We start from the raw sequence: 12188 nt of genomic DNA on the forward strand, positions 1-12188 counted from the left end.
ACTGGGACCGGCCCGCACCCGAGCCGCCACCGACAAGGCCGCCACCGACAAGCAAGGACCAGACATGACCCGCGTGATCGCCGGCCGGGCCGGCGGACGCCGTCTCGCCGTACCGCCGGGCAGCGGAACCCGCCCCACCTCGGACCGGGCGCGCGAAGGCCTCTTCTCCACCTGGCAGTCCCTCCTGGGCGGCCCGCTGGACGGCGAACGCGTCCTGGACCTGTACGCCGGCTCGGGCGCCGTCGGCCTGGAGGCGCTGTCCCGGGGCGCCGGGCACACCCTGCTCGTGGAGGCCGACGCGCGAGCGGTGCGCACCGTCCGGGAGAACGTCAAGGCGCTCGGCCTCCCCGGCGCCGACGTGCGGGCGGGCAAAGCGGAACAGATCGTCCACACACCACCCCCGGCGGAGCCGTACGACATCGTCTTCCTCGACCCGCCGTACGCGGTCTCCGACGACGATCTTCGCGAGATTCTGCTCACACTCCGCGCCGAGGGGTGGCTCGCGGAGGGCGCCCTCGTCACCGTGGAGCGCAGCACCAGGGGCGGCGAGTTCACGTGGCCGCGAGGGTTCGACGCGATCAGGGCCCGTCGCTACGGCGAAGGGACGTTTTGGTACGGTCGCGCCGCCTCTACGTGCGAAGACGCACGATGACCGGACCGGAGAGCGAGGGATCTCAAGTGCGCCGAGCCGTCTGCCCCGGGTCGTTCGACCCCATCACCAACGGACACCTGGACATCATCGCCCGCGCCTCCCGTCTCTATGACGAGGTCTACGTCGCGGTGATGATCAACCAGTCGAAGAAGGGCCTGTTCGAGATCGACGAGCGGATCGACCTCATCCAGCAGGTCACCGCCGAGTACGGAAACGTCCGCGTCGAGGCCTTCCACGGCCTCCTCGTCGACTTCTGCAAGCAGCGCGACATCCCGGCCATCGTCAAGGGTCTGCGCGCCGTCAGCGACTTCGACTACGAGCTGCAGATGGCCCAGATGAACAACGGCCTCTCCGGCGTCGAGACGCTGTTCGTGCCCACCAACCCCACCTACAGCTTCCTGTCGTCCTCCCTGGTCAAGGAGGTCGCGGCATGGGGTGGAGACGTCTCCCACCTGGTGCCGCCGCTGGTCCTCGAGGCCCTCACCCAGCGGCTGAAGAAGGACTGAGGCGGCTGACGGCCCGTCACCCGGTGTCCGGCGATCACCTCATGGACGTACAGTCGTCCCGTCCGTCTCCGACACATCGGTAGTCCAACACACCTGTAGAGAGTGGCGAGCACACGGTGGACGTGCAGAAGAAGCTCGACGAGATCGTGGCCACGGTCTCCGGCGCCCGGTCCATGCCCATGTCGGCGTCGTGCGTGGTCAACCGCGCCGACCTGCTCGCGCTGCTCGACGAGGTGCGCCAGGCCCTGCCCGGTTCCCTCGCGCAGGCCCAGGAGCTGATCGGCGACCGCGACCAGATGGTGCAGGAGGCCCGGCGCGAGGCCGAGCGGATCATCGAGGGCGCGCACGCCGAGCGCGGCTCGCTGGTCTCCGGCACCGAGGTCGCCCGCCGCTCCCAGGCCGAGGCCGACCGGATCCTCGGCGAGGCCCGGCAGGAGGCCGAGGAGGTCCGCGCCGAGGCCGACGACTACGTCGACTCCAAGCTCGCCAACTTCGAGGTCGTCCTCACCAAGACCCTCGGCTCGGTCGGCCGCGGCCGCGAGAAGCTGCTCGGCACCGGCCCCGGCCTCGACGAGGACGGCTACGAGGACGAGGACGCCCCCGAGCGCAGCCACGACCCCGAGACCCTGCGCCGCAACGCCGACGCGTACGTCGACGCCAAGCTCGGCGCCTTCGAGGCGGTCCTCGCCAAGACCCTGGAGGCCGTCGGCCGCGGCCGCCAGAAGCTGCACGGCCGCATCGCCACCGACGACCTCGGCGCCCTCGCCGACGACACCACCACCGTCCAGCACTCCAGCGACGCCGACTACCTCGCCGACCTCGCGGCCCTGGCCGACGCCCCGGCGGCCCCGCGCTCCCCGGCCCCGCCCGCCGAGCGGCCCGCCTCGCCGCAGTACGAGCCGCAGCCCGCCTACGGCTACCAGCAGCCCGAGCAGAACGATCCGTACGGCGGCTACCAGCAGGGCTACGGCCAGCAGGACCAGTACGGCTACCAGCAGCCCGACCCCTACGCCCCCACCGCCGGCACCTCCGGCTACGCCCAGGCGGGAGGCGCCCCCTTCCAGACCTACGACGCCCAGCAGCCGGCCGCCTACGACCCGAACCAGGCTCAGCAGGGGCAGCAGGACCCCCAGGACCACCACGGCTACGCGCAGCCGCAGGCCCACGCCCTCGACGAGACCAGCCTCTTCGACACCAGCATGATCAGCGCCGAGCAACTGCGCGCCTACGAACAGGGCCGCGGCCTGTAGGCCGGCCGCCCGATTGGGCCGAGAGCGAAAGGTCAAGTATCCTGGCTCTTCGGTCGTGCATACGTCCGCGTTCAGCGCTGCCCGGAACGCCACCGGGAAAGCGTCCCCCGAGTTCGGAAACCGAAAGCAGGAATGGCTCAGAACGCCCGCCTCGACCACCGCAACCCTCTTGTGTTCGACACACACGAGCTGGGGCGGCGGCCTGGCGCGCTGCAGCGCCAGACCCGCACGGTCCCCGCCCCCAGGGACCTCGGTCTCCAGGGCGTCGTCGGAGTGCCGGAAGGCGCCCCGGTGGAGCTCGAACTCCGGCTCGAGTCGGTCATGGAAGGGGTGCTCGTCACAGGCACCGCCCGTGCACAGGCCGAGGGGGAGTGCGTAAGGTGTCTGGAGCCGCTCGAGCTCGAACTCGACGCGGACTTCCAGGAGCTGTTCTCGTACCCCGACGCCGACGAGCGGGGCCGTGCGATCGCACGGTCCGACGAAGACGCCGACGACGAGGACGACGAGGACAGGCTCTTCCTCGAGGACGGACTCTTCGACCTCGAACCTTTGCTGCGGGATGCGGTGGTGCTCGCACTGCCGATGCAGCCGGTGTGCCAGGAAGACTGCGCTGGTCTGTGCTCCGAGTGCGGAGCGCGACTCGTGGACGACCCGGACCACCACCATGACGCCGTCGACATCCGTTGGGCGGCTTTGCAGGGACTCGCCGGCACCATGAAGGACGGCGAGAAGGACGAGATGAGCGGCGGCGCGCCTCGATCAGCACGCGCCGACGAGAAGCAGGAGAAGTAGCCGTGGCTGTTCCGAAGCGGAAGATGTCGCGCAGCAACACGCGCCACCGCCGGTCGCAGTGGAAGGCTGCGGTCCCCACCCTGGTTGCGTGCGAGCGCTGCCACGAGCCCAAGCAGCAGCACATCGCGTGCCCGTCGTGCGGCACCTACAACAAGCGCCAGGTCCTCGAGGTCTGAGCGGCTGGTGAGAGGCACTGTGTCCACTGCCAAGAAGGCGGAAGGCGTCGAAGCGGGCAATCGCCGACGCGCAGGTGCTCCGTCGGACAACACGGCCTCGTCCCACACGCTTCTGGAAGGGCGGCTCGGCTACAAGCTCGAGTCCGCCCTTCTGGTGCGCGCGCTGACCCACCGTTCCTACGCGTACGAGAACGGCGGTCTGCCGACGAACGAGCGGCTGGAGTTCCTCGGTGACTCCGTCCTCGGCCTGGTCGTCACGGACACGCTGTACCGCACCCACCCCGACCTGCCCGAAGGCCAGCTGGCCAAGCTGCGGGCCGCGGTGGTCAACTCGCGTGCGCTGGCGGAGGTCGGCCGTGGCCTCGACCTGGGCGCCTTCATCCGGCTCGGCCGTGGTGAAGAGGGCACGGGCGGCCGGGACAAGGCGTCCATCCTCGCCGACACCCTGGAAGCGGTGATCGGCGCGGTCTACCTCGACCAGGGCCTCGACGCGGCCTCCGAACTGGTGCACCGCCTGTTCGACCCGCTGATCGAGAAGTCCTCCAACCTCGGAGCCGGCCTGGACTGGAAGACCAGTCTCCAGGAGCTCACCGCGACCGAGGGGCTCGGCGTGCCCGAGTACCTGGTCACGGAGACCGGCCCCGATCATGAGAAGACCTTCACTGCTGCCGCCCGCGTCGGAGGCGTCTCGTACGGCACCGGCACCGGCCGCAGCAAGAAGGAGGCGGAGCAGCAGGCCGCGGAGTCCGCGTGGCGGGCCATCCGGGCCGCGGCGGACGAGCGCGCCAAGGCGCTGGAGTCCGCCGACGGCGCCGATGAGGCGCCGGCCTCCGCCTGAGAACCGGGAAACCGAGCGCGGCCGTCCGGCGGTCCTCCGCCCGCGGGCCGCGCCCAGTAGAACGCGACCGAGCGCCCGTCCCCGCCCCGGGGCGGGCGCTCGGTCCGTGACGGCCGCACCGGCCGCGATGTGTGAACGGGGGAGTCATGCCCGAGCTGCCCGAGGTCGAGGTCGTACGGCGCGGACTGGAACGGTGGGTCGCGCACCGGATCGTCGCCGGCGTCGAGGTGCTGCACCCACGTGCCGTACGGCGCCACCCGGCCGGCGCGGAGGACTTCGCGCACCGCGTCCAGGGGCACCGGCTCGGTCTGCCCAGCCGCCGCGGCAAGTACCTGTGGCTGCCCCTCCAGGACAGCGGCCAGGCGATCCTGGCGCACCTCGGCATGAGCGGCCAGCTGCTGGTCCAGCCGCTGAGCGCGCCCACCGAGAAGCACCTGCGCATCCGGGTCCGCTTCGCCGACACGCCGACATCAGCCGCTTCCGCGGCGGAGGCCACCGAGCTCCGCTTCGTCGACCAGCGCACCTTCGGCGGCCTGTCGCTGCACGACACCACGCCCGACGGGCTGCCCGACGTCATCGCGCACATCGCCCGCGACCCCCTCGACCCGCTGTTCGACGACGAGGCCTTCCACCAGGCCCTGCGCCGCAAGCGGACCACCATCAAACGGGCCCTGCTCGACCAGTCCCTGATCAGCGGCGTCGGCAACATCTACGCGGACGAGGCCCTGTGGCGCACCCGCGTCCACTACGAACGCCCCACCGCGTCCTTCACCCGCCCCCGCACGGCCGAACTCCTCACCCATGTCCGGGACGTGATGAACGAGGCCCTCGCCGTCGGCGGCACCAGCTTCGACAGCCTCTACGTCAACGTCAACGGGGAGTCCGGCTACTTCGACCGCTCCCTGGACGCCTACGGCCGCGAGGGCCTGCCCTGCCGCCGCTGCGCCACCCCGCTGCGCCGCCGCCCGTGGATGAACCGCTCCAGCTACTACTGCCCGAAGTGTCAGCGGGCGCCGCGCGTGGCGTCGTAACGCTCGCGTGCCGCCAGGACGTCGTCCATGCGCCCCTCCACGCAGTGGATGAGGGCCAGCAGCCGCTCGGCGACCTCGCGGCCCAGCGCCGTGAGCTCGTAGTCCACCCGGGGCGGGTTGGTCGGCTGGGCCTCGCGATGTACCAGGCCGTCCCGCTCCAGCGCCTGGAGGGTCTGGGACAGCATCTTCTCGCTCACGCCGTCGACACGGCGGCGCAGCTCGTTGAAGCGGAACGAGCCCTCGTACAGAGCGCTCAGCGCGAGCCCGCCCCAGCGCCCCGTCACATGCTCCAGCGTGCCGCGTGAAGGGCAGGCCCTGGCGAACACGCTGTAAGGGAGGTCGTCCTGGGTCTGCGGGGTGCTCATGACCCAAGCGTACTCGCGCACAGCGCTAACCGTCAGATGGCGCTAACCAGGAGTCAGCGCCACCTGACGTTCCGCCGGACGGGTCCCGCCAGTGCTTGAGCTAGTGCCCCAACAGGCAACGTTCGCCCCGTCGCGACGCCCGGCACGCTCTCCCGAGCTCTTCGAGCAGGGGGGACCCCCACTCGCCGCACCGGCCGAAAGCCCAAGTACGTCCAGTAAGAGGACTTCCGGCCGGCACTCCCCCGAGCTCTTCGAGCAGGGGGACCCCCAGAGCACGCACCGGACGCCGCTCCTTGACGGGCAGACGTTGCCTGCCGGGGCACTAGTACCCGAAGTCCTGCGTCCACCACGGACCGCCGGAGCCGAAGTGCACACCGACGCCGAGGGTCTTGAAGTCGCAGTTGAGTATGTTGGCGCGGTGGCCGGGGCTGTTCATCCAGGCGTCCATCACCGCCGCCGCGTCGGCCTGCCCGCGGGCTATGTTCTCGCCGCCGAGGCCGGTGATGCCGAGCTTCGCCGCCCGGTCCCACGGTGAGGCGCCGCTGGGATCGGTGTGGTCGAAGAAGTTCTCGTCGGCCATGGCCTCGCTGAAGTCCTGGGCGAGGCCGGCGAGTGCGCTGCTCGCCGTCAGCGCGCTGCACCCCACCTTCGTCCGTTCCTCGTTGACGAGCCTGAGCACCTCGGCCTCGACGGCGGCCTGCGTGGAGACGGCGGTCGGGGCCTGGGTCTTCGGCGGCGCCTTGGTGGCGGTCTCGGCCGGCGCGGTCTCCGGCTTCTCCGGCGCCGTGGTCGGCTTGGCCTCCGGCGCCTTCGTGGGTGTGGCCGACGCCGGGTCCGCGTCCGGCGCGGTGGCCGGGGCCGACTCGGAGGCGGACCGCTCCGGTGACGTGGACCGGTCCGCGTCGCGGCTCGTCGTGGAGCCCCGGGCGGGGCCGCCCGGGTCGGTGTCGGCGCTGCCGGAGGTGCCGCCCTGCGGGCTCTCGCTGTTCGTCGGCGAGCCCGCGGCCTGCACCTTGTCGGCACCGCCGTTCGGGCCGCCCAGCTTGTAGTTTTCAAGCCCGGGCACCGCGCCGGTGGCGACCGCGACGGTGCCGAGGGCGACCGCGGCGGAGACCCCGAGGAGCCCCGTGCGGACCGGTGTCGCGGCCTTCTTCTTCCGGCGGTGCCCCCGCTCCCGCGGTCCGTCCGCCGGGCTGAAGCCCTCGGAGGGGAAGACCACGGTGGTCCCGGCGTGCGCGGCGGCGTCGTCGGTGTCGAAGAGGTACTCCTGGGGCCTGGTGTGGGGGTCGGCGTACAGATCCGGGTTCAGGTAGGGCGCGATGCCCAGGCGGCCGTCGTCGTCCTGCGGGTGGCTGTCCCACGGATCACGGTCCCGCTCGTACGAGCCGTGCGTCCGACTGTCCCCCGTGGCGCGGCCCGTGGCGGCGCGGCCGGCGTCCGAGCGTCGGTGGCGTCCCATGTGCTGGCCTTCCTTGTCTCTCTCTGTCGACGCGCGCCCTGAGCCGACGCGGTCAACCCAACTCACTCAATCGAGTGAGTTTCAGATGAGATTCATTGGATCGGGACGGTACCGCATGGCGCGAGAGGCGGAGGTGCCCCGAGAGACATTGGCCGGTTAGGTTGCACCCATGAGCGAGGATGTTCGACTGGTCGCCTGGGTCCGCGGACGAGTCCAGGGAGTGGGTTTCCGCTGGTTCACCAGGGCCAGGGCGCTGGAGATCGGGGGCCTGAGCGGTTTCGCCCTCAATCTCGGGGACGGGCGCGTGCAAGTGGTCGCCGAGGGGGCCCGCGAGGGGTGCCAGAAACTCCTGGACTGGTTGCAGGGGGGCGACACGCCCGGACGTGTGGACGGTGTCACCGAGATCTGGGACACACCGCGCGGCGGGTACGACGGCTTCGCCATCCGCTGATCGTGTGGCACGGTGCGGGTCCGTCGGCGGCGGCGGGAACTGCCACCGGCATCTGCCCGGAGGGAAAAGGGGCAGGTGGTTGCCAAGAAACGCGCGGCGTGGCAGGCTCCGCTCAGCAAGATGATCCGCACGCCCCGAGGGGCCCGCAGGAGTCGCAGCGCCACCTGGTTTCCGGTCGCGCGCCCCCGGGACGCCCATGGATACGGGGCGTGATCGTGTTGACCGTCAAACTTTTTGGTGAGACGCTGAAAACCCGCGCACCTTAGCTGTTTGGCATGGATGAACGGCACCACAACTCAGGCAGTGCCAAGCACCACGGGTGCGAATCCCTCACGACCCACACCGCTTCGGTCGGTCACTCAGTGTGGAGGACCATCCATCATGGCAAAGGCGCTTCTCGGTTACGTCGGCGGCTCCGACCCTCGACTCCTCGCCGAGATGCGACGGCTCCAGCAGCGCGTCCAGGACCTGGAATCCGAGCTTGTGCGGATCCAGGCTGAGAACGACGCCCTGACGGCTGCCGCTTCTCACGACAGGATCATGGAGCGAGTCGACGCACACCAGGCGGAGCCTGCGCTCACCTGATCACTGCATCGCACAACGACACAGTGGTTGGGCTGCCCGTCAACCGCTCAGTTGTCAGAGTTGCAAGGGACGCTTCGGCGTCCCTTCCTTCTTTCCCCCGCCCTTCTTGCCCCGCCTTTGCTGCCCCCGCGCGTTCCTTCACCGTCTTTAACTTTTGGTGTGCCCTGCATATTCAATGGTGAAACCGCGCGGTTGCGGGGGTTCGTGGAGTGGGGTAGCGACGGCCGGTAAAGTCCGGCGGCGTGCACCTCAAGGCCCTGACCCTCCGCGGGTTCAAGTCGTTCGCCTCGGCGACCACGCTCCGGTTCGAGCCGGGGATCACGTGTGTCGTCGGACCGAACGGCTCGGGCAAGTCCAATGTCGTGGACGCGCTCAGCTGGGTCATGGGCGAACAGGGCGCCAAATCGCTGCGCGGCGGCAAGATGGAGGACGTCATCTTCGCCGGCACCACCGGTCGTCCGCCGCTCGGCCGCGCCGAGGTGTCCCTGACCATCGACAACTCCGACGGCGCCCTGCCCATCGAGTACGCCGAGGTCACCATCACGCGGATCATGTTCCGCAACGGCGGCAGCGAGTACCAGATCAACGGCGACACCTGCCGGCTGCTCGACATCCAGGAACTGCTCTCCGACTCCGGCATCGGCCGCGAGATGCACGTCATCGTCGGCCAGGGCCAGCTCGATTCCGTCCTGCACGCCGACCCCATGGGCCGCCGCGCCTTCATCGAGGAGGCCGCGGGCGTCCTCAAGCACCGCAAGCGCAAGGAGAAGGCGCTCAGGAAACTGGACGCGATGCAGGCCAACCTCGCGCGCGTGCAGGACCTCACCGACGAACTGCGCCGCCAGCTCAAGCCGTTGGGCCGGCAGGCGGCGGTCGCGCGCAGAGCCGCGGTCATCCAGGCGGACCTGAGGGACGCGCGCCTGCGGCTCCTGGCCGACGACCTCGTCGGCCTGCGCGAGGCCCTGAAGACCGAGGTCGCCGACGAGGCGGCCCTGAAGGAACGCAAGGAAACGGCCGAGCAGGAACTGAAGAAGGCCCTCCAGCGCGAGGCCCTGCTGGAGGACGAGGTGCGTCGGCTCGTCCCGCGCCTCCAGCGCGCCCAGCAGACCTGGTACGAACTGTCCCAGCTCGCCGAACGCGTGCGCGGCACGATCTCGCTCGCCGACGCGCGTGTGCACAGCGCCACCTCCGCGCCACCCGAGGAGCGGCGCGGCCGCGACCCCGAGGAACTGGAGCACGAGGCCCAACGCGTGCGCGAACAGGAAGCCGAGCTGGAGGCGACCCTGGAGGCGGCCCAGCGCGCCCTGGACGACACCATCGGCCACCGCGCCGAGCTGGAGCGGGAACTGGCCGTCGAGGAGCGGCGCCTGAAGGACGCGGCCCGCGCCATCGCCGACCGCCGCGAGGGCCTGGCCCGGCTGGGCGGCCAGGTGAACGCGGCACGTTCCCGCGCCGCCTCCGCCCAGGCCGAGATCGAGCGACTGGCCGCCACCAGGGACGAGGCCCAGGAACGGGCCGTCCACGCCCAGGAGGAGTACGAGGCGCTCAAGGCCGAGGTCGACGGCCTCGACGCAGGCGACGAGGAACTGTCCGGGCGGCACGAGGCGGCGAAGACGGCACTGGCCGAGGCGGAGGCCGCCCTCACCGCCGCCCGAGAGGCGGTCACCGCGGCCGAACGCAGGCGGGCCGCGACCCAGGCCCGGCACGACGCCCTCGCCCTGGGCCTGCGCCGCAAGGACGGCACGGGCGCCCTGCTCGACGCCAAGGACCGCCTCAGCGGCCTGCTGGGCCCCGCCGCCGAACTCCTGACGGTCACCCCCGGCTATGAAACCCCCCTGGCCACCGCCTTCGGCACCGCCGCCGACGCCCTGGTCGTGACCACCCCCGCCGCCGCCGACGCCCTCCGCCTGCTGCGGAAACAGGACGCGGGCCGAGCCGCCCTGCTCCTCGCGGGCCCCTCCCCCGAAACCTCCATGCCGCCGGGCGAAGCCCTCCCGAGCGCCCCGCAGCCCGCGCCGACGGCGGCGCCGACGGCGCCCACCACCTTGCCGGGCACGCCGGACGCCCCCCGCCCGGCCGAGGCCACGACCTCCGAGGCCTGCGCCGATCCGTCCGCGGCCGGGGGCGTGGCAGCGGCCGACGCGGGTGGGAGCGGTGCGGCGGGAGCCGGGCTTTCCGCAGCCGGTGGGTCGGATGGTGCCGCTGCCGGGTGGGGTGGGTCCGAGGACCGTACCGGCGGTGCGGCGGGCACATCCGCCACCACCGGCACCCCCGTGTCCGGGCACCCCTTCGCCGCCGAGTTCGTGCGCGGTCCCGCCGAGCTCATGCCCGCCGTGCGGTGGCTGCTGCGGGGAATCGTCGTGGTGGGGACGCTGGAGGACGCGGAGGATCTGGTTCTCGCCCGACCCGAGCTGACCGCCGTGACCGGCGAAGGGGATCTGCTCGGGGCGTACTTCGCACAGGGCGGCTCCGCGGGGGCGCCCAGTCTGCTGGAGGTGCAGGCCTCCGTGGACGAGGCCGCCGCCGAGCTGGAGCGGCTCGCCGTGCGGTGCGAAGAGCTGACCGAGGACCAGCAGCGGGCCACCGAGCGGCGCGGCCGGTGCACGGCACTGGTCGAGGAGCTGGGAGAGCGGCGGCGGACCGCCGACCGGGAGAAGTCGGCCGTCGCCCAGCAACTGGGCCGGCTCGCCGGGCAGGCGCGCGGCGCCGCCGGGGAGGCCGAGCGGTCCGCGGCCGCCGCCGCCCGCGCCCAGGAGGCCCTCGACAACGCCCTCCAGGAGGTGGAGGAACTCGCCGAGCGGCTCGCCGTGGCCGAGGAGACGCCGATCGAGGAGGAGCCCGACACCTCCGCTCGCGACCGGCTCGCGGCCGACGGTGCCAACGCCCGCCAGACCGAGATGGAGGCCCGCCTCCAGGTCCGTACGCACGAGGAACGGGTCAGGGGGCTGGCCGGCAGGGCCGACTCGCTGGACCGGGCCGCCCGCGTCGAACGCGAGGCACGCGCGCGTGCCGAGCAGCGGCGCGCCCGGCTGCGTCACGAGGCGGAGGTCGCCTCGGCGGTCGCCTCCGGCGCCCGGCAGCTCCTCGCGTACGTCGAGGTCTCCGTGGCCCGCGCCGAGGAGGAGCGGGCCGCCGCCGAGGCCGCCAAGGCCCGCAGTGAGCAGGAGCTGACCGCCGCCCGCACCGAGGGCCGGGAGCTCAAGGCCGAACTCGACAAGCTGACCGACTCGGTCCACCGGGGCGAGGTGCTCGGCGCCGAGAAGCGGCTGCGCATCGAGCAGCTGGAAACCAGGGCACTGGAGGAACTCGGGGTCGAACCGGCGGGCCTGATGGCGGAGTACGGGCCGCACCAGCTCGTCCCGCCCTCGCCGCCCGCCGAGGGCGAGCAGCTGCCGGAGGACCCGCAGCACCCCCGCAACCGGCCCCGTCCCTACGTGCGGGCCGAGCAGGAGAAGCGGCTGAAGGCCGCCGAGCGCGCCTACCAGCAGCTCGGCAAGGTCAACCCGCTGGCCCTGGAGGAGTTCGCGGCACTGGAGGAACGCCACAAGTTCCTCAGCGAGCAGCTCGAGGACCTCAAGAAGACCCGCGCCGACCTGCTCCAGGTCGTCAAGGAGGTCGACGAGCGCGTCGAGCAGGTCTTCACCGAGGCCTACCGGGACACCGCCCGCCAGTTCGAGGGCGTCTTCGGCCGGCTCTTCCCGGGCGGTGAGGGCCGGCTCGTACTGACCGACCCCGACAACATGCTCACCACGGGCGTGGACGTCGAGGCACGTCCGCCGGGCAAGAAGGTCAAGCGGCTCTCCCTGCTCTCCGGCGGCGAGCGGTCACTGACCGCCGTCGCGCTGCTCGTGTCGATCTTCAAGGCCCGTCCGAGCCCCTTCTACGTCATGGACGAGGTCGAGGCGGCCCTCGACGACACCAACCTCCAAAGGCTGATCCGGATCATGCAGGAGCTTCAGGAGGCCTCGCAGCTGATCGTGATCACGCACCAGAAGCGCACGATGGAGGTCGCCGACGCGCTCTACGGCGTCTCCATGCAGGGCGACGGTGTGTCGAAGGTCATCAGCCAGCGCCTGCGGTAGC

12 protein-coding genes are annotated in these 12188 nt (G+C 71.7%); 10 read left to right on the plus strand and 2 right to left on the minus strand.

Translation table 11 applies throughout. The features are described 5' to 3' along the window. Positions 1 to 64: 64 nt before the first annotated feature. The 7 genes from rsmD to mutM all read left to right on the plus strand — a co-directional run bounded on the left by rsmD (position 65) and on the right by mutM (position 5245). On the plus strand, positions 65 to 652 hold the full coding sequence (gene rsmD / locus ACIQFZ_RS12830) for a 16S rRNA (guanine(966)-N(2))-methyltransferase RsmD (protein ID WP_365421742.1): 588 nt from the start codon (positions 65 to 67) through the stop codon (positions 650 to 652). 26 nt (positions 653 to 678) lie between these two features. Further along, positions 679 to 1158 carry a pantetheine-phosphate adenylyltransferase gene (gene coaD / locus ACIQFZ_RS12835; protein WP_365421794.1) on the plus strand — a complete coding sequence of 160 codons (480 nt, stop codon included), beginning with the start codon at positions 679 to 681 and terminating at the stop codon, positions 1156 to 1158. Between the two features lie 116 nt (positions 1159 to 1274). After that, entirely contained in the window at positions 1275 to 2408 is a 1134-nt protein-coding gene (locus tag ACIQFZ_RS12840) for a DivIVA domain-containing protein (RefSeq protein WP_402691211.1), read from the plus strand. 132 nt (positions 2409 to 2540) lie between these two features. Continuing rightward, positions 2541 to 3200, plus strand: a complete 660-nt coding sequence (locus ACIQFZ_RS12845) for a YceD family protein (RefSeq protein ID WP_365421736.1) — start codon at positions 2541 to 2543, stop codon at positions 3198 to 3200. Between the two features lie 2 nt (positions 3201 to 3202). Beyond that, positions 3203 to 3376, plus strand: coding sequence for a 50S ribosomal protein L32 (rpmF, locus tag ACIQFZ_RS12850; RefSeq protein ID WP_003951102.1), 174 nt, complete (start codon positions 3203 to 3205; stop codon positions 3374 to 3376). 7 nt (positions 3377 to 3383) lie between these two features. Further along, positions 3384 to 4214: a ribonuclease III gene (rnc, locus tag ACIQFZ_RS12855; protein ID WP_365421732.1), complete on the plus strand. Its 831-nt coding sequence runs from the start codon at positions 3384 to 3386 to the stop codon at positions 4212 to 4214. A gap of 146 nt (positions 4215 to 4360) precedes the next feature. After that, positions 4361 to 5245, plus strand: coding sequence for a bifunctional DNA-formamidopyrimidine glycosylase/DNA-(apurinic or apyrimidinic site) lyase (gene mutM, locus ACIQFZ_RS12860; RefSeq protein WP_365775759.1), 885 nt, complete (start codon positions 4361 to 4363; stop codon positions 5243 to 5245). On the opposite strand, the gene ACIQFZ_RS12865 is transcribed toward mutM, so the two are convergent. Together ACIQFZ_RS12865 and ACIQFZ_RS12870 are read right to left on the minus strand one after the other, a co-directional pair. Then, the gene (locus ACIQFZ_RS12865) at positions 5218 to 5610 is read right to left on the minus strand and encodes a helix-turn-helix domain-containing protein (RefSeq protein WP_365775760.1); all 393 of its coding nucleotides are present in this window, start codon (positions 5608 to 5610) and stop codon (positions 5218 to 5220) included. The two genes, mutM and ACIQFZ_RS12865, sit on opposite strands and share 28 nt — an antisense overlap. Positions 5611 to 5932: 322 nt before the next feature. After that, the gene (locus tag ACIQFZ_RS12870; protein WP_365776201.1) at positions 5933 to 7069 is read right to left on the minus strand and encodes a CAP domain-containing protein; all 1137 of its coding nucleotides are present in this window, start codon (positions 7067 to 7069) and stop codon (positions 5933 to 5935) included. A 169-nt stretch (positions 7070 to 7238) separates the two neighbouring features. Between ACIQFZ_RS12870 and ACIQFZ_RS12875 the strand changes: the two genes are divergently transcribed. From ACIQFZ_RS12875 to ACIQFZ_RS12885, 3 genes are all read left to right on the plus strand, one after another. After that, complete coding sequence (locus ACIQFZ_RS12875; RefSeq protein ID WP_361416386.1) at positions 7239 to 7520, plus strand: acylphosphatase; 282 nt, start codon at positions 7239 to 7241, stop codon at positions 7518 to 7520. Between the two features lie 381 nt (positions 7521 to 7901). Then, positions 7902 to 8105, plus strand: coding sequence for a hypothetical protein (locus ACIQFZ_RS12880; RefSeq protein ID WP_009190853.1), 204 nt, complete (start codon positions 7902 to 7904; stop codon positions 8103 to 8105). Positions 8106 to 8347: 242 nt separating this feature from the next. Beyond that, positions 8348 to 12187, plus strand: a complete 3840-nt coding sequence (locus tag ACIQFZ_RS12885) for an AAA family ATPase (protein ID WP_402691212.1) — start codon at positions 8348 to 8350, stop codon at positions 12185 to 12187. Position 12188: the final 1 nt, after the last annotated feature.

The sequence above is a fragment of the Streptomyces sp. NPDC093064 genome, assembly GCF_044754605.1.
GTDB lineage: Bacteria > Actinomycetota > Actinomycetes > Streptomycetales > Streptomycetaceae > Streptomyces.